At 59.7% G+C, this 19,103-nt stretch carries 17 protein-coding genes; 4 read left to right on the top strand and 13 right to left on the bottom strand.

Annotated elements, in window-relative coordinates:
• Positions 1 to 387: 387 nt before the first annotated feature.
• The 7 genes from ACSOSP_RS33440 to ACSOSP_RS33410 form a co-directional block, all read right to left on the bottom strand.
• Entirely contained in the window at positions 388 to 1,488 is a 1,101-nt protein-coding gene (locus ACSOSP_RS33440; RefSeq protein WP_455314942.1) for a porin, read from the bottom strand.
• A 134-nt stretch (positions 1,489 to 1,622) separates the two neighbouring features.
• Positions 1,623 to 3,482, bottom strand: a complete 1,860-nt coding sequence (locus tag ACSOSP_RS33435) for a CocE/NonD family hydrolase (protein ID WP_455315406.1) — start codon at positions 3,480 to 3,482, stop codon at positions 1,623 to 1,625.
• A 71-nt stretch (positions 3,483 to 3,553) separates the two neighbouring features.
• Positions 3,554 to 5,125: an ABC transporter substrate-binding protein gene (locus tag ACSOSP_RS33430; protein WP_455314941.1), complete on the bottom strand. Its 1,572-nt coding sequence runs from the start codon at positions 5,123 to 5,125 to the stop codon at positions 3,554 to 3,556.
• On the bottom strand, positions 5,122 to 6,135 hold the full coding sequence (locus tag ACSOSP_RS33425) for an ABC transporter ATP-binding protein (protein ID WP_455314940.1): 1,014 nt from the start codon (positions 6,133 to 6,135) through the stop codon (positions 5,122 to 5,124). The genes ACSOSP_RS33430 and ACSOSP_RS33425 overlap by 4 nt, the downstream gene beginning before the upstream one ends.
• Positions 6,132 to 7,118 (bottom strand): ABC transporter ATP-binding protein, encoded by a 987-nt coding sequence (locus ACSOSP_RS33420; protein WP_455314939.1) that lies wholly within the window; start codon positions 7,116 to 7,118, stop codon positions 6,132 to 6,134. Before ACSOSP_RS33420 ends, ACSOSP_RS33425 begins: the two co-directional genes overlap by 4 nt.
• Before the next feature lie 8 nt (positions 7,119 to 7,126).
• Positions 7,127 to 8,041 (bottom strand): ABC transporter permease, encoded by a 915-nt coding sequence (locus ACSOSP_RS33415; RefSeq protein WP_455314938.1) that lies wholly within the window; start codon positions 8,039 to 8,041, stop codon positions 7,127 to 7,129.
• A 1-nt stretch (position 8,042) separates the two neighbouring features.
• Positions 8,043 to 9,014, bottom strand: a complete 972-nt coding sequence (locus ACSOSP_RS33410; RefSeq protein WP_455314937.1) for an ABC transporter permease — start codon at positions 9,012 to 9,014, stop codon at positions 8,043 to 8,045.
• Between the two features lie 175 nt (positions 9,015 to 9,189).
• Between ACSOSP_RS33410 and ACSOSP_RS33405 the strand changes: the two genes are divergently transcribed.
• Positions 9,190 to 10,101 carry a LysR family transcriptional regulator gene (locus ACSOSP_RS33405; RefSeq protein ID WP_455314936.1) on the top strand — a complete coding sequence of 304 codons (912 nt, stop codon included), beginning with the start codon at positions 9,190 to 9,192 and terminating at the stop codon, positions 10,099 to 10,101.
• A gap of 151 nt (positions 10,102 to 10,252) precedes the next feature.
• Positions 10,253 to 11,002 (top strand): response regulator transcription factor, encoded by a 750-nt coding sequence (locus ACSOSP_RS33400; RefSeq protein WP_455314935.1) that lies wholly within the window; start codon positions 10,253 to 10,255, stop codon positions 11,000 to 11,002.
• On the opposite strand, the gene ACSOSP_RS33395 is transcribed toward ACSOSP_RS33400, so the two are convergent.
• On the bottom strand, positions 10,944 to 12,725 hold the full coding sequence (locus ACSOSP_RS33395) for a hybrid sensor histidine kinase/response regulator (RefSeq protein WP_455314934.1): 1,782 nt from the start codon (positions 12,723 to 12,725) through the stop codon (positions 10,944 to 10,946). The genes ACSOSP_RS33400 and ACSOSP_RS33395 overlap by 59 nt on opposite strands.
• Before the next feature lie 543 nt (positions 12,726 to 13,268).
• Between ACSOSP_RS33395 and ACSOSP_RS33390 the strand changes: the two genes are divergently transcribed.
• Positions 13,269 to 13,535 carry a hypothetical protein gene (locus tag ACSOSP_RS33390; RefSeq protein WP_455314933.1) on the top strand — a complete coding sequence of 89 codons (267 nt, stop codon included), beginning with the start codon at positions 13,269 to 13,271 and terminating at the stop codon, positions 13,533 to 13,535.
• A 980-nt stretch (positions 13,536 to 14,515) separates the two neighbouring features.
• On the top strand, positions 14,516 to 15,016 hold the full coding sequence (locus ACSOSP_RS33385; protein ID WP_455314932.1) for a helix-turn-helix domain-containing protein: 501 nt from the start codon (positions 14,516 to 14,518) through the stop codon (positions 15,014 to 15,016).
• Between the two features lie 70 nt (positions 15,017 to 15,086).
• Here ACSOSP_RS33385 and ACSOSP_RS33380 read toward each other — a convergent pair whose 3' ends face one another.
• From ACSOSP_RS33380 to ACSOSP_RS33360, 5 genes are all read right to left on the bottom strand, one after another.
• Entirely contained in the window at positions 15,087 to 15,572 is a 486-nt protein-coding gene (locus tag ACSOSP_RS33380; protein WP_455314931.1) for a DoxX family protein, read from the bottom strand.
• Positions 15,569 to 16,447: an HvfC/BufC N-terminal domain-containing protein gene (locus tag ACSOSP_RS33375; protein ID WP_455314930.1), complete on the bottom strand. Its 879-nt coding sequence runs from the start codon at positions 16,445 to 16,447 to the stop codon at positions 15,569 to 15,571. The genes ACSOSP_RS33380 and ACSOSP_RS33375 overlap by 4 nt, the downstream gene beginning before the upstream one ends.
• A gap of 7 nt (positions 16,448 to 16,454) precedes the next feature.
• On the bottom strand, positions 16,455 to 17,432 hold the full coding sequence (locus ACSOSP_RS33370) for a hypothetical protein (RefSeq protein ID WP_455314929.1): 978 nt from the start codon (positions 17,430 to 17,432) through the stop codon (positions 16,455 to 16,457).
• Positions 17,429 to 18,370, bottom strand: coding sequence for an MNIO family bufferin maturase (bufB, locus tag ACSOSP_RS33365; RefSeq protein WP_455314928.1), 942 nt, complete (start codon positions 18,368 to 18,370; stop codon positions 17,429 to 17,431). Before bufB ends, ACSOSP_RS33370 begins: the two co-directional genes overlap by 4 nt.
• Positions 18,371 to 18,435: 65 nt before the next feature.
• Positions 18,436 to 18,768 (bottom strand): BufA1 family periplasmic bufferin-type metallophore, encoded by a 333-nt coding sequence (locus ACSOSP_RS33360; protein WP_455314927.1) that lies wholly within the window; start codon positions 18,766 to 18,768, stop codon positions 18,436 to 18,438.
• Positions 18,769 to 19,103: the final 335 nt, after the last annotated feature.

Genomic DNA, 19,103 nt, shown 5'->3' with positions numbered 1-19,103 from the left:
CGCTCTTGCGAGCACCGTGCTTTTGGGGTGCCAAAAACACGGGAACTGCGCGCTAGGTCAACTTACGAGCCCTCGTTTTGAAAGCGCTTTCTTTGCTTCGTTTCTTTGTCGCTTTGGACAAAGAAATGACGCGCCGCCACGCGCAGTGGCTAATAGTGATAAAGAAATGAGCTCACTCACGCAGACCGCCAAGCCAAGCAGCAGCAACCCGGCATAGACCCCGACCGCTACCGCAGGAACCTGGCACCCCGGCGTCAACCCCAACCGCTAACGCTAGAACCTGACCCCCCAACATCAACCCTGACCACAAACCCCAAACCGACCAACCCTGACAAGGAAAAAACGTCGAGCGCCACTGCGGTAAACAGCAGCGCAAGCAAAAAATACTCAGAACTTCTGCCGAATACCAGTGACGGCCAGAAACTGCGTACGACTACTCGACGCACCCGATGTCCCTTCAATCGCGGCAACCGCACCGCTCGAGCGCTGATAGATCAAATCGATATACACATCGGTTCGCTTCGACAAGAAATACTGCAACGCGCTCGTGGTCTGCCAGTAGTGCCAGCTCGCGGGCTTGGCGTTCGCGGTCACTTCGGTATACGTTTCGCCTAGCGCCGCCCTGAGAGCCGGGGTGAACTGATAACGGATGCTCGCTTCCGCGTTCTGGAACGTCTGGTGTTGCGTCGTCGGTGTGAGGTCGAAGGTCGTGCTGGTGTACATCAAGCCGAGACTCGCCTTGCCGAAATCGTAGAGACCGCCCGCGCCATAGATCTGCTGCTTTGTCACGCCTTTGATGAAAGTAAAGTAGTTATCCGAAGGAATTGCGCCCGTGGTATCGACTGCCGGATTGTCGAGACGCACATACGCCGCGCCAAGACGCCACGGGCCACCCGCGTAAGACGCACCCACACTGTAAGAGCGGCTCATTGCAAAATTGCCGGCGTTGTTGCTGAAGCCGTACATGGAATTGAGCTGCAAGCCATGGAAGTTCGGCGTGACGTACTTCACGGAGTTATCGGTGCGGAACGTGTTGTTCAGGTCGTCGGTATCGAACGGGTGCGTGCCGTATTGCGAAGTGTCCGCCGAGACCTGCAGGGGTTCGAGCGAGTCCTGTGCCGCGTTGTACTGGCGTCCGAACGTCACTGCGCCCCATTTGTCGCTCGACAACCCGACCCACGCCTGGCGGCCGAATATACGGCCGTTTGCGCTAGCCACGCCAGTCTGCAGATTGAAGCCGTTTTCAAGCCGGAAAATTGCCGCATTACCGCCGCCCAGATCTTCCTTGCCAAGAAATCCCCAACGTGAACCCTGCTCGCTCCCGGCAGTCGCCTGGTAATTGCTTTTGCCACCCTGGTTACTCGTATAAGTAAATCCGCCATCGACAATGCCATATAACGTCACGCTCGATTGAGCATGTGCCGTCGTCGCGATAAAGCCGAGTCCTACCGACGCGGCCAATAAGGCACGCGGAGTGTGCTTGTGCATGATCCTTCCTCTGTAGTTGATTGCTTTAGGTTTTGCTGCTGGTTTGATGCATGACAAAAATTTGCGCAACAGTTCTCCCCGACGCCCGATGGAACGGGCGCCGCCAGACAGGCTTCAAGGGCTCTGCGGTGGGGTTAGTGGCTGGCGAGCGCCTCCAGGCTCCTGAGCGCGCTCACGGGCACGATCGGCAGGACGAGGTGCGAGGGGTGCGCTGATCCCAGGTGCACGGTATTCACGGCAATTCGAGGTGCTCGCGCCAAAGCCGGGGATTCACCGCTATTCGGATTGACATCGAAATGGGGGAAATTACTGCTCGATATATCGAGTCGAATCCGGTGCCCGCGCTTGAATAAATTCGCGGTCGCAAAAGGCTCGATGGTTATTTCATAAATGCGGCCCGCTTCGAGAAACTCAGGCTCGCTCCACGACTGATGAAAACGGCAGCGGAAAATGCCGTCGGTCAGGTTCATGGCGAAGCCTTCCGGGTAGTCGCTGTTGGGCGGGTACATATCGATCAGCTTGGCGGTGAAATCCGTATCGGGTGCATCCGACGATATCCACAATCTCACGATAACCGGCCCCACGATCGCCATGTCTTCTTCCAGTGGCGGCGTTTCGAATACGACAATGTCGTTGCGCGCTGCGAGCGGCACGCCCGGATTGCGTGTGCCAAAGAAGCGTTCGTCTTCGCGCTGGTCGAACGCGCCGCCTTCAAAAACCGGCGCACCCGATGTCAAGCCACCACCGATGGTAGGCACCGGGTTCGACGGATCGAACGCATACGAAACAGATGCGTCCGCCTGTTCAGGCGGCTCCTCCGACAACACGCCGCCTTCCCGCAAATAGAAATGCGTGAAGCGCGTATCGGCCAGCGGCCATTGCGATGACTGGATCCACGCCCCGCCGTGTTCCATGCGGCCATCCGCATTGCGCGCACCGCTGCCTCCCCCCATCAGGAAGATCCTCGCAACAGGATCGGACGGTTTGGCTCCCGACGTAGCGGGCTTCAGCCACCGGTCGAACCATTGCGCGCGAAAGGCAAGCCAGTCTTCCGCAATCTGCCCTTCGATCATGGCGGCGGGGCCAAAATCGACATCGCCGCTGAACGGCACATTGCGATCGCCGTGCAACCACGACCCCATGATCAGGTAAGTGGGCGCGGCGACGGGATCGAGCTTCGACATGGCGGCGAAGTTGTCCATGGTCGAGCGTACATACGCGTCGTACCAGCTCGACATCAGGACGGTCGGAACCCGCGCCATGGAGTCATAGAATCCTTCTGCATATATGCCGGGTTGCTGCCAGAACTCATCGAAGGTTTCATGGGTCCATTGATCGAACAGATAGCGCTCGTACTCAGGCACGAAACGCAACGGCGACTGCCCCGGCCGCCAAGGCATGCGGGCGAACCATTCCTTCAGGTCCTGCGCGTCGAGCGTCGCCTTGAGCAACGGATCGTTCAATACCGCCTGGCTTCCTTTTGCCTGGTTCACCGCCCAGGTGGCCTGCTTCAGTTCGAAGGCACCGCCTTGCCGGATGCCGCAGTGATAGCTGTTGGCGAAACCGCCCGAGTCCATCACCATGCACGCGAGGCCCGGTGGATTCATGCAGGCGGCGGCCATCTGCGTGTGCGCTGCATAAGAAAGCCCCATGGTGCCGACGCGGCCTGTCGACCAGTCCTGCTGCGTGATCCATTCGAGCGTGTCATAACCATCGGGCCCCTCGGACAGGTACTTGGTGAACTCGCCCTCCGATGCATGCCGTCCGCGACAATCCTGGAACACGACCGCGAAGCCGCGCGCAACGAAATACGCGGCGACATGACCACGACGCGCGGCCGGCTCGCCGCGGTTGATCTCCGAACGCGATACTTCGCGCTTGCCATAAGGCGTGCGCTCGAGGATGGTCGGCAAGGGCGCGTCGATGCCCGGACGAAAACCTGCCGGCAGGTGAACGTCTGTCGCGAGGCGCACGCCGTCACGCATGGGGATCATGAACTCGGTGCAGGTTGCTTCCTGTCCGGGTGCGGCGTCGAATGTGTTGCTGTGAATCAGGTCGATCATTTTTATCGGATTCCTACATAAATTGCTGTGGTGTATTCAGCCTTGTTCGGGTGAAACGTGACGCCGTTGCGCGTCGCCCAGAAGTTCTCGGGGAAATACAGCGGGACGATGCCGAGATCGCGGAATCCCGCTTCCGCCGCTTGCTCAAGCAAGCGCTCGCGCTGCACGGGATCAAAGCTGGCGCTCGCCGCGGCAAGCGCTTGATCGAGTGCGGGATTCGAGTAGCGGGCGCGATTGAACGCGCCTGTTCCAGCACTTCTCGAATAGGTCGCCATGACGTTGGACAGCGCGATGGTGGAGTCGCTCGTGGTGTTGCCGAAGCTGAAGATGAAGGCGCTGTAGCTTTGCTTGGCCGCGGCGCCCGCATAGACGTTGTAAGGCTGCGTGACCACGTTCGCGATCCGGATGCCGCCGCGCGCCAGCATTTGCCCAATGGCTTGGGCGACGTCGCCATCGGAGGAAAAACGATCATTGGATGAATGGATCGTCAGCGTGAATCCTTGGGGATAACCCGCTTGCGCAAGCAGTTTTTTCGCACCCGCCAGATCGTAGGTATCGGCTGGCAAGGCCGGAGAGTAACCGCCCACTCCCTGCGGCACGATCTGGCCCGCAGGAACGCCCGCGCCGTTCAGCAGGTATTGCGTGATGGCGCGCCGATCGATCATCTTCGATATAGCCTGCCGCACGCGCAGATCGCGCAGCGGATTGCTTTGCAGCGGTTCGCCGTCCGTGCCGGTCACATACGGAGACTGCTGGCGGCTCGAGTCCAGCGCGAGATAGATCAGCCGCGCCGACGCTCCCGAGTAAAGCGTGATGGCCGGGTCGCGCTTGAGTCGCGGCACATTGACTGGTGGGACGTTATCGATCAGGTCGACGGAACCGGACAACAGCGCCGACATGCGCGCGGCGTCGTTGGCGACGAAGCGGACGGTGACGGTGTCAAACGGCGGCTTGGGACCCCAGTAGTCGTCGTTGCGCACGAGTTCGAGGTTATCGCCCGGGACCCAGCGTTTGAGCTTGTAGGGACCGGTCCCTACCGCTACAGCCGGCGACACGTACTGGTTGCTTTGATGGCCTTCAGCCGCATGCTTCGACACGATGAACAGCATGCCGATCTGTTCGAGGAATCCCGGTGCAGGACTCTTCGTATGAATGCGCAGCGTGAGGGGATCGAGCACGTCAATGGAAGCAATATTCGCCACTGCGCCGGAGAAGGGCGCGGGGCTGTTCGGCACGTTCGACGCGCGTTTCACCGAGTACACCACGTCGGCCGCGGTGAACGGCGTACCGTCGTGAAAGCGGACGTTGGGCCGCAGCTTGAATTCCCACGTAACCGGATCGACGACTCTCCACGCCACGGCGAGGCTGGGTTGAATCTGCAGGTTCTCATCACGCGAGATCAGGTGCTCGAAGATGTTTTCCACCTGCTGATTGTTCTGCGTGCGGGAGAACAGCGGGTCCATCGACGAAGGCTCGGCGGCAACGGCCATGGTCAGCGAGCGGGCGGACACGCTCGGCGGGACGCTGCATGCGGCAATCAAAACGCACGCGGCCGCGATCCGGAGGCAACTCATTTCGCCTCCGTGAACAGGTGGCAGGCGACCCGGTGATTGCTCGCCGCTTCCGTCAATTGCGGATGCTCGACGCTGCAGCGCGGCATCGCGTGTGGACAGCGCGGATGAAAATGGCACCCTGTCGGAGGCGCGAGCGGCGACGGAATCTCGCCCTTGATGGATTCATACGCACGCTTCCTGTTCGACAAGCGTGGCACCTGATTCAGCAGCGCGACCGTGTACGGATGCAGCGGCCTGGCGAACAGATCAGCCGTGGGCGCAGTCTCCACGATCCGCCCGAGATACATGATCGCGACGCGGTCGCTGATATGTTCAACCACCCCGAGATCGTGACTGATAAAAAGGTAGGTGAGGCCAAGGTCGGCGCGCAGCCGCATGAACAGGTTGATGATCTGCGCCTGGATCGACACGTCGAGCGCCGCGATCGATTCATCGCATATCAGGAAATCGGGCTTCACCGCCAACGCTCGCCCTATGCTGATGCGCTGACGCTGCCCTCCGGAAAACTGATGCGGATAGCGCTGCCTGACATCCGGATTCAAGCCGACCCGCTCCATGACATCGACAACGTAATCATCCAGCTCGCGCCGCGTCACCATGCCATGCACGAGCGGCGCCTCGCCGATGATCTCCCGCACCCGCTTGCGCGGATTGAGCGATGACATCGGATCCTGAAAGATCATTTGCGTCCCTAACCTATGCGTGAGCTTCCCGCGTGAGCCGAGAACAGTCGTGCCGGCGCCATTTGCATCGGTGACGTGGATGGATCCGGATGAAGGCGGCACCACACCCGCCAGCATGCGGCCGAAGGTCGACTTGCCGCAGCCGGATTCACCGACGAGCCCGACCACTTCTCCACGATGAATCTCGAGGTTCACGGTGTCCACTGCATGGACCGTATGTGACACGGGTTTGGCGCCCAGCATCTGCGCAATGCGCTCCGCATAACTCGAACGCTTCACGAAACGCCGAGACACCTGGTCGGCCTTGATAAGAACTTGCGTGCTCATGCTGCAACTCGCTCAACGGGATGAAAACATCGGTGGAGATGGTTGTCGCCCACTTTGAATACCGGCGGTCTTTGTGTCCTGCAGGTATCGGTGGCATGGGTGCATCGGGGTGAAAAGGCGCAACCCACGGGCAACGCAAGCGCCGAGGGGGCCACGCCCGGCACCTGCATCAGCGGCTCGCCGTGCGCCACGTTCTCGGGCACGGAGCCGAGCAGGCCGATCGTGTACGGATGCCGGGGGCGTTCGAGGATCGTATCCACGTCGCCGGTTTCGACCACGCGCCCCGCATACATCACGCAGATGCGATCGGCCAGTCCCGCTACCACCGCGAGATCGTGGCTGACCCAGACCATCGCCGTGTTCGAGCGCGCGCAGAGCTTCTGCATCTGCGCCAAAATCTGCGCCTGGATGGTGACGTCGAGCGCGGTCGTGGGCTCGTCCGCAATGATCAGGTCAGGTTTGTGCAGCATGGCAATCGCGATCGCCACGCGCTGGCGCATGCCGCCCGACAACTGGTGCGGATACGCCTTGAGCCGTTCGTCGGGCGCGGGAATCCCGACCGCCGCGAGCGCCTCGCGCGCCTGATCGCGAGCAGCTTGTTTCGACACCGGCGCATGAGCGCGCACGGTTTCCATCATCTGCGTATCGATGCGAAGAACGGGATTGAGCGTCATCATCGGATCCTGGAAAATCATCGCGATGCGATTTCCCCGCAGCTGCCGCAACGCTTCCCGGTCGTAGCTCGTCAGGTCGACACCCTTGAACAGGACACGTCCGCCGACAATCCGTCCCGGTGCATCGATCAAACCAAGGATCGAAAATCCGGTGATCGATTTCCCCGACCCGGACTCGCCGACAAGACCGACGATCTCGCCGGGATAGACGTCGAAGCTCACGTCGTCGACGGCTTTTGCAACGCCGGCCGCCGTGAAGAAATGGGTCTGCAAGTTCTCGACCGATAAAGTGGGCATGGCTGGAGACATGGGATTTCCTATTTCTGGAGGCGCGGGTTGAGCGCCTCGCGCAAGCCGTCGCCGACCATGTTCATGCTGAAGACGAGCATGACCAGCAGCACGCCGGGGAACACGCTGATCCAGTAGAAGCCGGCAAGCAATTGCTGGTAGCCGTTTGCAATCAGCAAGCCGAGAGAGGGTTGTGTCACGGGCAAGCCGATCCCGAGAAAGCTCAACGTGGCTTCGGCGGAGATCGCGGCGGCCACCTGCACCATCGCAATCACGATGACCGGCGCGAGGCAGTTGGGCAGCAACTGGCTGAAGAGCGCGCGCCGATGACTGAAACCCAGGCACAACGCCGCCTCCATGTATTCCTTCTTGCTTTCGACGGCCGCGACCGCGCGCACGGTGCGGGCAAAGTACGCCCACTGCACGATCACGAGCGCGAGGATCACCTTGCTCACGCCCTGGCCGAGTATGGCGAGCATCATCAACGCCACGAGGATGGTCGGGAAGCCGAGCATCAGGTCGACGGTACGCATGATCAGCGTGTCGATCCAGCCGCCGAAATACGCGGCCACCAGGCCGAGCGTCGTGCCCACGATCAACGCAAACGCGCCGCTCGACAGGCCGACGCCAAGGCTCGTGCGAAGACCGAACATCATGGCGGCGAACATGTCGCGGCCGAGCGCGTCGCTGCCTAGCAGGAAGAGATGTCCAAGATGCCCGCGTGCGCCGGGAGGCAGCCTGCCATCGACAATATCGAGCGCGGCGAGGTCGTACGGATTCTGCGGTGCGAGCCATGGCGCGAAGATCGCCACGATGATCAGCGCCATGCAGGTCAGCGAAGCAAGCGCAACCGCAGGTCGGCCGAACATGCCCCGCAATGCCTGTCCTGTGCGTGTGTCGCGGTTGGTGGTCCAGCGTGGCAGGATGTTTGCAAGCGTGCTCATGTCAGGCACCTCCCAGACGCACGCGCGGATCGAGCAGCGAATAGATGATGTCGACGAGCAGGTTCAGCAGCGTGAACATGGCGACCACGATCAGCAGGTATGCCACGACCACGGGACGGTCGAGCCGCATGATGCTGTCGATGATCAGCTTGCCCACGCCCGGCCACGCGAAGATGGTTTCGGTCACCGTGGCGAACGCGATCAACGAGCCGAACTCCATGCCGATCACCGTGACGATCGGGATCATGATGTTCTTCAGGACATGGACAAAAATGATCCGGCGTTCGCGCAAACCCTTGGCTCGGGCAAATTTCACATAGTCGAGAGGCAGCGTTTCTCGCACCCCGGCGCGTGTCAGCCGGGTCACGAGCGACATTTTGAAGAGCGACAAATTCAGCGCAGGCAGGATCAGGTGAATCAGTCCATCGCGTGTCGCGAGGCTGGTATGAATGCCGAATAGCGTGCCGAGATGACCCCGTCCTGCAGAAGGCAGCCAGCCGAGCGTCACCGAAAAAATCAGCACGAGCATGATGCCCTGCCAGAAGTTCGGCAGGCTGAAGCCCAGGATCGAGCCGCCCATGATCACGCGGTCGACCGGTGAGTTGGCCTTCATGCCGGCCAGCAATCCAAGCGGCAGCCCGACCATCAACGCCATGACAAGCGCCACGATCGCCAGTTCGAGGGTGGCCGGCAGGCGCTCCATGATCAACTGGATCGATGGCTGGTTGAACACGAACGATCGGCCAAGATCGCCATGCAGCGCGTGTTCCACAAACAGCATGTATTGCTTCCACATCGGCTGGTCGAGGCCCAGCGAGTGCACTGCCTGCGCTATTTCGGCCGGGCTTGCGTCGGCGGGGACGAGAATCTGGATCGGGTCGCCAATGGCGAACACCCCGCAGAAAACGAGCACCGAGGTCAGCATCAGGATGCCGGCGCTCTGTACAAACCGATGGATGATGAAACCGATCATTGCGTAACAACCTCGAGCGTTAAGTTTTGCGAACCCCGTGACCCGGCCGGGCGATAGAAGCGTTTCAAGCCGCCGAAAAGCCCCGGCAAATCTCGTACAGTTTCGCGATAATTAGGCCGACAATTTTTGGATGCAACACTATGCTGAATCTGCATAGCCTTATGTGCGAGAAGGGATGAACCTCAAACAGATCGAAGCGTTCGAAGCGGTGGCAAGCCTTGGAACCACGACCGCCGCGGCTCAGCGGCTGGAAATCTCGCAATCGGTTGTTAGCCGGCTGCTGGCGCAACTGGAAGAAGACCTCGGGCTCAGGCTTTTTGTGCGGGAACAAGGCAGGCTTACCCTGACGCGCGAGGGAGCAGCTTTGGTCGATGAAGTGAAGACCCTGCTCGATGGCTCGCATTGCCTGCGGCGTCACGCGCAGCAACTGCGGCTTGGCGGGATGCAGCGAAAACTGGTTCGCGCGATGGTGCCGAACACGTTCGCCCAGCACGTCATGCCGCAAGTCATGGAGACGTTCTGCAAGGCGCACGAGCTTGCCGTGCTCGAGGTTTTGTCGGGCACTTATGGGCAAGGCGAGCGTGCCCTCTTAAGCCGGGAAGTCGATCTGGCTTTCGTACAAATGCCGGCGCGCTTGCCCGGTTTGCGGGTGCATCGCGTGTTTCCTTCGCAGTCCGCCTGCGTCGTACCCATCGATCATCCGTTGGCCGCGCTCGACAGGATCAGCGCGCTCGATCTCGAACTCGTGCCGCTGATCTTGCTCGGGCGGCAAAGCCTGCACAGGCGCGAAGTCGACATGGCGTTCCGACGCGCCCGCATCACGCCGCGCGTGCTCGCGGAAGTTCATTCGGTCGGTGTGGCCTGCGCCATGGTGGCGCGAGGCATGGGCGTGACGATCGTCACCCAGGTGCTGGCGGCCTGTTGTCCATCGGAAGGATTTGCCATCAAGCCATTCGAACCCGCGCTGCCGTTTGAAATAGGCCTGGCCACGCTGCAGGAGACACCGGAGGGGTCGATGACCGTCGCGTTGCTGGATTGCATTGGCGACACGCTGGTCGGTCTTGACGCCCAACCCGCGACTTTGTAATTCCACGCCGGTCCAGCAGATTATTCACTGCACCCAGCCGCCATTCATTCGTCTGATCAAGCCACTACCGTCCGTGACAGTGGTGTACTGCGTGTAGTATTCGAAGGTCTGATTGCCGTTCGCCCCGAAGGTGTTACTGGGAGACGATGGAATGCGCGTACTGATCGTCGATGATCACGAGCTCTTCAGAGCCGGATTGGCGCTGCTGCTGAAAGACCTCTTTCCGGACATCGAGTTGCTGCACGCGAGTACGTTATCGCAAGGGATGGATCACGCACTTGGAGAACTCCTGAACATTGTTTTCATGGATCTCGATCTCCCAGATGGGCACGGTTGCAGCGCGCTTGGCCGATTAAAGGAGTCGCGGCCGTCGTTACCGGTCATCGTGATATCGGCCGACGAGAGCGTGGAAACAATTACCCGATGCATCGAGCTGCGCGCCATGGGATACGTGCCCAAATCGTCCCCTCCTGAAGCGCTTCATGCAGCCATCAGTGCCGTGCTTGCCGGGGGCGTGTTCCTGCCCGCTGCCAGCATTGCGAGGCTCAGGCGTGACATGGGCACGGACGAGGCTTCGGGACATGACCCTGGAAAAACACAGCGGAGTGGTAATTCGGAACTGAGCAACGCGTCCGAGCTTGGACTCACGCCGAGGGAGTTCGAAACGTTGGCGTGGCTCGTACGCGGACTTCCCTCTAAGGCCATTGCCCGGAAAATGGGGCTCGAGGACATTACCGTCCGGAAGTACGTCAGTCATCTGCTCGCGCATTTCAATCTGCGGCGCCGTACGGAACTCATCGTCATGCTCGCGGATAGAGGGATCAAACTCGGCGTCCCGCCAGTCACGGATCCGGCACATGACCGGGGCATGTCGGCTGTTGAGCGGCAACGAACCGACTGACTTCAGCGAGCGTGCTTTCCGGCGCTGAAGATTTTCGCAACAGCACGAACGGCTCGGCGAAATCGAGAAGTGCGCGGGGAGATACCAGTTCGCCCGTAATGAATGCAACGGGAAGCACACCCGCCCAGGCGAAATGGCGCCTGATCCGTTCGGCAACTTCGATACCGGTTGGGCCGTCGCGCAGGCGAATATCGGTGACGATGATGTCGGGTACGCGGCCGTCATCGGCCAGGATCGCTTCGAATCCCGCCATCGACTCGGCCGTATCCACCAGTGCGCCGGCGCTTGAGAACAAGCGCCGCAGGCCCTCGAGAACCGTTGGTTCGTCGTCGCACAGCAGGACATATCTGCCCATGAGGACAGACGTGGATGCACCGCTCTTCTGATCGTCCGCCCAAATGACAGGTGCCATTTTAGAAATCGGAGCATATAGGGAAAAGCGCGACCCGCGTCCCTCGACGGACCAGAAACTCATGCTGTGTTTTGGCAGGATCCCGATGACCCGGTGCACGATAGACAGCCCAAGTCCCAGCCCTTTCGAGCGATCACGCCCTGGGTTGTTGATCTGATAGTACTCGGTGAATATCGCTTCCCGATGCGTGGGCGCAATACCGACGCCCGTGTCCCGCACGTCTATGCGGAGCCGTTCCCCGATCTCCACCCAGCCGACGACGACACCACCCGCGATGGTGTTCTTGATTGCGTTCGATACGAAATTGGACAATGCCCGCTTGAACAAGGAGTGGTCACTTTCAATGGGTGGCGGATGCCGCCGACGCCCGCTGATCCTGAGTTCGATGCCCTTCGATTTTGCCGGTTCAAGGTACTGCTCGAAGACCTCCGTCAGCACGGCCTGCGTGTCGACCGGCGCCATGCGCGGGATGTAGGAACCTAGTTCGCTATAGTCCTGAATGTCCTTGAACATGTCGAGGATGTCGCGTGCCGTTTCCTCGATGACGTCGAGATCATGACTCGCAGCGTGTTCGTCTTCGAGTTTTATCCGCGCGCTGCGGGTAAAAAGATTGATCGCCGCGAGAGGCTGCTGGATGTCGTGGTAGGCCGATGAAAAGAACCGTTCTTTCTCTCTGATGAGTTCTTTCATACGTTCATTCTGTGCTTCAACGCGTGCCTTGGCTGCTCGCAACGTCCGCCGGAAAGAAAATTCGCGCCGGGAGGCGAGTTCAAACTGAACGCAGATGACAATGCCGGCGAGATACATGACGGTCACCATCGTGCCACGGGAAAACGGCCCGGCTGCCGACATCGAAGAGTTATCCCGTGTCGAAAGGTAGAGATACAGTTCGGCAAGGAAATAGGTTAAAACGCATATTCCGACCAACCACGTTGCGGTGATTCCTCGAAGCCGGAACGACGTGAATATCATGAAGAGGACAAGCAGAAAGCCGGGGACGATTTCCCGTAAGGCCATGGCCGCAGGGTAAAGCGCCATTAACGCCAATAGGGAAAACCAGGTGCTTAGCGTCCCTACACACATGCATCGGACGGCCCAGCGTTCGTCAAGGGCGCGCGGTCCCCACATCATCCATACCGGTACACCGATGCCCACGCCGCCTGCAAGTCGCGCATAGCCAACGTGGAGGAGGATGCCGGGATCGAGCGTGTTCAGCAGCCACCAATCGCGGCCGGCAAACAGAAACCATAGCAGTATGCAGCTGGTGGCAGCCAGCCTCCGTTGGCCCGCGTAGCGGCGCGCATAGTCCACACGGAACGCACGTTCCACAGCCGCCGACCTGAACTTCCGTACTACGAAGCCTGACGATCTCATAGGGCTGCTTGATCAGGAAAACCGCTGTGGACGGCGGGTGCGCAGGATGAGTGGCGTTATCGGCGCACCGCTGGTTAGGCACACAACACCTTCGTGCGATAAAAACAGAATAGCAGGTCCGATTTACCAGCATCAGGCACAAATGTATCAGCAACGTGATTTGCCTTGCCCGCACCTTTACGGGTTGGGCAAGGCGCTAGCCGTTCCCGACGATGGCGAGTGATGCGTCACCCAGGTTGGTCAACGGGAATGCATACATCTTTCACCTGCGTTGCTTGCCGCTCGCCTACGCATGTGCGTTGTGACGGCGTGTCGCGTGACCAAGAATGAATATGTCAGCAAGACCGAAAGGGCATTCGTCGAGTGCTCCCGGATCGGTTGATGTCGCCCGAGCCGGACCTCCCTTGGCTTGTGCGAAGACTGCTGTCGGTCGGCGAACGATGCACAGGCCGATTTCTTAAACCCTGAAGGAGAACGCTCATGAAACTTCATCAATCGATCGCCGTTTGCCTTGCCTTGATGGCCGGCGTCACAGCAGACGGATGCTTCGCTCAACCAGCGGCCGGTCAGAGCGAGTCGGTAGCGGCAGGCAGCGCCACGCAGGATCCAGCGGCCACGGTTCCGGCAGTCACGCCGGTACCCGCCGATCCCATTGGAAAAACACGCGCGCAGGTGATGCGCGAGTTGGAGGATTTTCAGCACAGTGACCAGGCAAAAAAGATGCACGACCTTTACCGGGGCAGCTAACAAGGCGCCGCAGGCCGCAAGCCGCAAGGGGATGTCCGTATAGCGATCGCGTACAGTTCATGAATCACCACTATCGCGATAGTAGATGTTGGCGTTGGGGAGATCAGAAAAATACTGGTTTAACGATTAGTTATCCAGATGATTATGATGAAATTATGGAAATCGATGCCACGTCGCCCGTACTTTGTCATGTCTCGGGCTGGACGATCGGACGCCTGTCGGACAAGCTCCGGCCGCTGGGGTTATCGCATTGAACCCGTCCAGCAGTTCCCTCGTCCGTTGGCTGGAGTCGGTCGCCGGATAGTGTCCAGCTTTATCGTTGCGCATGGCCGCTCTCTGCTATCTGGATCGGGTATATTTTCGTGATAGCATTTCCACGCGAGGGAGCCACTTCAATCGCGAAGCCCCCGACACAGGTCCCGCACGGGACCTGTGTCGGCGGAGAAACAGGTTGACGGTTTCATACTCTCTACGGCGATTGAACCAGCGGTTGTCAACGCTGATTCGAGCGCTCCGGCAGCAAGCAGACCTGGCGCTGTGACATGTCAACGACTTACCAAACCGCCGATAAGCCTGTCAGCATCGATGAAATCGTGCATGTCTTGTCCCATCGTCCTACTGCGACGACGCGTGAACGCGAGTGGCCGGGGGTCACTGTGGACATGTACGCTCCGCTTCCGGATATATCCGAGCGGTATCCTGCCCTCGATCATCATCTGATCTGTTATTGCCCCACCGGAAGCGCGCGCCTTGTCCAGGGGCGAGAGGGGACTGTCCACGAAAGTCTGGTCTCCGCAGGGGTTTCAATGCTCATGCCGGCCGGTTATGACTCGCTTTGGGAGGGTAGTGCGTCCGCAACGGCGAGGTTGCGCATTCCGACGGCTCTCATTTCGTCAGCGGGGGAGCAACTGGGACGCCGCGGCACTTCGCGGATCGAGATTCGGAATGTGTTTGAGACGCGAGATCCCGTTATCGCGCATATGTCGCAGATTCTCATTGACGAACTCGATCGCAAACCGCACCCCGCGCAGACTCTCATTGTTGATCATGTGTCGTACGCGCTGGCGGCGCATTTGCTTCGAAGTTACAACGCCTTTGAGCTCGTTGTACCAGAGGTACTGCCAGCGCTGAGCAGAGTCGAAATGGCGCGCCTCACCCAATACATCGAAGACAATCTGGACGGACCGATAGGACTCGTTGAACTTGCCGGCATAGTGAATGTGAGCCGTTTCCACTTTACCCGTTTGTTCAAGCGAAGCACGGGCATGACAGCGATCAGCTTTGTCGAGCTATGCCGGATTCGGCGTGCTCAATCTCTGATCCTGGAGACGGCAATGCCACTTTCACACATTGCACTCATGACCGGTTTTGCAGATCAGAGTCACTTTACAAGGCGTTTTCACCGTCACGTTGGTTGCACGCCTGCTGCGTTTGCACGGGAGCATGGTCGGCGACGTGCAATGAAAGGGACGCAGGACTGACAAGCCAACGCGCTCATCGTGCCGATTGATAAGAGCAATGGTGTTGAAGTGATCCTTAGATCTCTCGTGGTTATAACGAGCGGATGATCAAACGATCGAGCGAGAGAGGCCCCGGCCCAAGCGCCATGAGCCCGACGGCGAGCGACGCCCAATACAAATGGAAATTCGCCCAGCCGTCAGGGAACACCAGTTGGATCACCCCTGTCATGACGAGCAGGGCGAGCGCCGCGAACCTTGTCGCAATACCCAGCACGAGCAAAACCGGGAGCGCTATTTCGGCGATGGCCACGATCAGTGCGACCGTGTCAGGCGCCGGGAAATTGTAGGCGCCCCCAAAGATGTGAAGTTTGAATTGATTCTCGAACAGGAAAAGCGTTGCCGGCGAAATGGACAGGAATCCATCCCATCGAGTAAGGCCGGACCGGAAGAACGGCAACGCGAGAGCAATCCGCAGCATTGGCGGAGCGAGAACCCGCCCGAGCGCCTCGATTTGCTCTAAAGCCCTGCGAATCAGCGGTTCGAAGCGGGCTTTCGTCCGTGAGGTCAACTGACTCATGCGTGTCTCGCGATCGGCCTGAAATCATAGCCTTCTTGTATGTTCCATCCGATGATCGCATTGATCGCGAATAGATCTCGAAGCGCACCGGTCAGATCGAAATTGGAATTCTCGTCGAATGCGAGGGTCGTTGCTTCAGCCACCGACGCTCCGGCCGCGACGCTAATAATGAACGTCGCAGCGCCAACAGGCAGCCGGCGAACCTCGACCTCAGCAATGGGCCGTACGACAAGTGCATTCTCGCCCCCGCCAGAGATGTCGATTGCAGCAGGCGCACCTCCATCGATGTTCATCAGCCATATCTGCACGGCGGGAAAGGACGACCGTACTACGCGTGCCGAAGGATGCAGCGTAAAGCCCATCTGCGGGAGGCTACGGGAATCGATCGTGGCAAGCAGGGCGGGGTCGGCCGGTGGCGCTTCTGCGGCGTGATAGGCCTCTACCCATGCGCGCTCGAGCCGGGCGACATCTGACAGATACGGCACGCTCTTCGCAGACTCAAACTTTCCGATGAAATCCGGGAACGTTTCACCGTAGTCAAGCATGACTGGAGACATCGGCGGTTCGAGCGCGACGTAGACGCGGGCCATCGCCGCGAAGAATTCATCGCCGACGATGCGATACACAGCGGGGTAGGCAGCCTTCAGCGCCTCGACGAGGCCAGCTACAACATTGTTCCGATAGACGTTGAAGCGTTTTTCGCTGGATTCACGATCGGGACCGACCAGGCCGAGAGGGACGGGCATATCGGGATCCAGTAGCGCCGCGGCGAAGTTCCTCTGACGTTCGCGCAAGCGATCATCGTTCAAGCCTTCGTTATCGGCTCTGCCATCCGATGGCCAGGCGGACACGTGAGATGTCTGCGTGTATGCCATTGCGCGCTCAAGACCGAAGCGGGCGTTGGACGACATTGGTCCAGAGCTCGCGAAGACTGTCGACCCCGCCGGCGGTCGAACTCCAGAGCGTCGTATCGCTGACGAGGAGGCTGCCGGCGAAAGTGTCGGGTCGAGATTGGAGAAGGGCATCGAATGTCGCGCGTTCGAGTGTAAGGGGATGTGGCGGGGCGTTGGGATCGATTCGCTGACGTGCCAGCACGTCAAGTTTCTCGACAGCCTCGCCGAGACGCTCGAGCTGGGGCAGATGCGGATGCAGATTGAATGTGCCGACCCTCTGAAGCAGACCTAATCGATCCAGCGTCGTATCAGTTTCAATCGGCGCGGGTGTTCCGTCTGCTTCAGGCGCCGGCCTGAGTCCAAAGCGGTTTTCCACCGGTACGCCGAGGCCGGCGAGGAGCGAACGCGCCAAGCCTCCGAACCGTTGCCGGGGCGGAATCGTCTTGTCGCCGTGATGCTGGAATTCTGCAATCTGACGTTGCAATTGCTCGTTTTCCGGGAGGTCCGTTACATCGCCAATGTCGTGATGCGGGCAGATGAAGGCGAGATGATCGGCGTGTCCGAGGAACGCACGGACGGCTTCGATTTCTTCGCTTCCCGCTGTTTGCGCCGTCCTGAGCGAGTCGAAACTGATCACGATCAGCGTGTCGACGTCGCTCAGAAGACGCGCATCGAGCGGCGTGTGCGTCCCGTCGTCCGTGACGCGCTCGATCTCCGTTACGCTCTGGCCGGTCAGCGATGCCGCGAGTTCGACGAAGTCGGTGAAGTTGGGCTTCATGATGTGGTCGAGGAAACCAGCGATGCTCTGGTCAAACCGATGCGGGTCCGAGAATTCATGGAATCTCGGGAACCCCATCCTGCGGCTTTCAAAGAGCGCCGGAAATCGATCTTCGATGACAGGGAGAGGCGCGCCGTTCTCGCCTGGCCGACTCCACGCGTAATAGACCAGGACGTGCCGCTTGATCATGATGTCTGACCCTTTGTTAACGGGTGCTGTGTGTTGGCGAACTGCGCCCGCCCGGTTACGTGCCCGACGCTTGCAGGTTGGGCTGCTGCCTGAATGATCGCGTCAGCCCGATCTGCTTCCGCCTTGAGCGTTTGCCACCCGGGTATGTTCGCGTCCCATTCAATCAATGTGGGAAGCGGACCGGTCCTGTGGACTACTCGTGCGAAGAGGTCCCATACAATGTCTGCGACGTGACGGTCGTGAGTATCGATCAGAAGGGGGCGATTTTTTTCATCTGCCTCCTGTGCGTGGCCGGCCAGATGGATCTCTTGCACGGCCGCGAGCGGGTATCCATCGATGTAAGAAAAAGGATCCCACTGTTGGTTGATCGATGCAACGTAGGCATTATTAACGTCGAGCAAAAGACCGCATCCCGTCCGCTGCACGGCGGCGGCAATGAAGGCGATCTCGGTGTAGGTGCTTTCCCCGAAGGCCAGGTACGTGGAGGGGTTTTCCAGCAACATTTGCCGGCCGAGGACTTCTTGCACCTGGTCGATGTGATCGACGACGCACGCCAGGCTCTGCGCGGTGTAGGGAACCGGCAGCAGGTCGTTGAGAAATCCGCAGTCGTGGCTTGACCAGGCAAGGTGCTCGGAAAACAACCCTGGCGCATAGCGGTTGATGAGTTCTTTCAAGCGTTGAAGGTGAGTCCGATCGAGAGGACGGTCCCCACCAATCGACAGGCCGACACCATGAACGGATAGCGGGTAGGACTCGCGTATGGCTGATAAAAAGCGATGCGGCGGCCCGCCTGCACCCATATAATTTTCTGCATGAACTTCGAAGAAGCCGATGTCCGGCCGCGCTTCGAGGATCGTGCGGTAATGTTCGGCTTTAAGCCCAACCCCGGCGCGCTGAGGCAGCCGCCGGTGGGCATCGAGAGGATATGACGCTGACATGGCCAACCGTTGTTGCGGTTAGAACTGCGGGGCCGGGCCTGACGATGCCCGGCCGCTCATCGATCTTAAACCTTCGGAGACAGGCTTCCGGGGCCGCTCGGCGTGGAGATGGTCGTGCAGCTTCCTTTGGGTACCAGCTTGAATGCGTTGCCCTGATAGTCAGCCGAGCTCGTCCCGGCGCAGGTGGTGCCCGCACCCGCATAACAGTCGTTTTGTCCCTTCAGCGCCGTGCCGAAACAGGGTTCGACTTTGCCCGACTTGACGAGCGCCGTATGCTCGGCCTGGATCTTCTTTTGCGCCGCGGTGAACTCCTCGGCACTCGCAGATGTGGCCGTCAATGCGGCGAGGGCGGTGGCGAATGCAGCGACGACGAGAGTGGTGGTTTTGCAATCGGTCATACGTTTTTCTCCGACATTAATAGAGAGCAGCGATCTACGGTACATAAACGGGCATGCCCGGCCCCGCCCTGGATTGCCAGCGATGGTGAGTCGCAGCACAGTCAGCATAGGGAATCGAAGTCGGCGGAAGATTGCACGGTCTTGCGCTGTCTGGTATCAGATTGCGATCCGCATGCGTGAGTGGCTGCCGGAACACGCTTTGCTCCGCATGGACCAGTTCCACTTACCCACACCCTGTCGAAAATACTGTATGGGTGTACAGTGTCGACTTCATCGGCCGTTATCTCGCTAATGCGTGTCGAACGGCGGCTCTCAAGCACGAGCCTCGCTTCGCC

It is taken from the genome of Caballeronia sp. KNU42 (assembly GCF_053760385.1).
This window is presented reverse-complemented; position numbering and strand designations above follow the sequence as displayed.

Excerpts from the sequence above, each read along its gene's own strand:
- ACSOSP_RS33360 (WP_455314927.1), bottom strand. The coding sequence starts at position 18,768 with ATGACCGATTGCAAAACCACCACTCTCGTCGTCGCTGCATTCGCCACC.
- ACSOSP_RS33385 (WP_455314932.1), top strand. The coding sequence starts at position 14,516 with ATGTCGCAGATTCTCATTGACGAACTCGATCGCAAACCGCACCCCGCG.
- ACSOSP_RS33390 (WP_455314933.1), top strand. The coding sequence starts at position 13,269 with ATGAAACTTCATCAATCGATCGCCGTTTGCCTTGCCTTGATGGCCGGC.
- ACSOSP_RS33420 (WP_455314939.1), bottom strand. The coding sequence starts at position 7,118 with ATGTCTCCAGCCATGCCCACTTTATCGGTCGAGAACTTGCAGACCCAT.
- ACSOSP_RS33375 (WP_455314930.1), bottom strand. The coding sequence starts at position 16,447 with ATGGCATACACGCAGACATCTCACGTGTCCGCCTGGCCATCGGATGGC.
- ACSOSP_RS33415 (WP_455314938.1), bottom strand. The coding sequence starts at position 8,041 with ATGAGCACGCTTGCAAACATCCTGCCACGCTGGACCACCAACCGCGAC.
- ACSOSP_RS33400 (WP_455314935.1), top strand. The coding sequence starts at position 10,253 with ATGCGCGTACTGATCGTCGATGATCACGAGCTCTTCAGAGCCGGATTG.
- ACSOSP_RS33440 (WP_455314942.1), bottom strand. The coding sequence starts at position 1,488 with ATGCACAAGCACACTCCGCGTGCCTTATTGGCCGCGTCGGTAGGACTC.
- ACSOSP_RS33370 (WP_455314929.1), bottom strand. The coding sequence starts at position 17,432 with ATGATCAAGCGGCACGTCCTGGTCTATTACGCGTGGAGTCGGCCAGGC.
- ACSOSP_RS33430 (WP_455314941.1), bottom strand. The coding sequence starts at position 5,125 with ATGAGTTGCCTCCGGATCGCGGCCGCGTGCGTTTTGATTGCCGCATGC.
- ACSOSP_RS33435 (WP_455315406.1), bottom strand. The coding sequence starts at position 3,482 with ATGATCCCCATGCGTGACGGCGTGCGCCTCGCGACAGACGTTCACCTG.
- ACSOSP_RS33380 (WP_455314931.1), bottom strand. The coding sequence starts at position 15,572 with ATGAGTCAGTTGACCTCACGGACGAAAGCCCGCTTCGAACCGCTGATT.
- ACSOSP_RS33425 (WP_455314940.1), bottom strand. The coding sequence starts at position 6,135 with ATGAGCACGCAAGTTCTTATCAAGGCCGACCAGGTGTCTCGGCGTTTC.
- ACSOSP_RS33405 (WP_455314936.1), top strand. The coding sequence starts at position 9,190 with ATGAACCTCAAACAGATCGAAGCGTTCGAAGCGGTGGCAAGCCTTGGA.
- ACSOSP_RS33410 (WP_455314937.1), bottom strand. The coding sequence starts at position 9,014 with ATGATCGGTTTCATCATCCATCGGTTTGTACAGAGCGCCGGCATCCTG.
- bufB (WP_455314928.1), bottom strand. The coding sequence starts at position 18,370 with ATGTCAGCGTCATATCCTCTCGATGCCCACCGGCGGCTGCCTCAGCGC.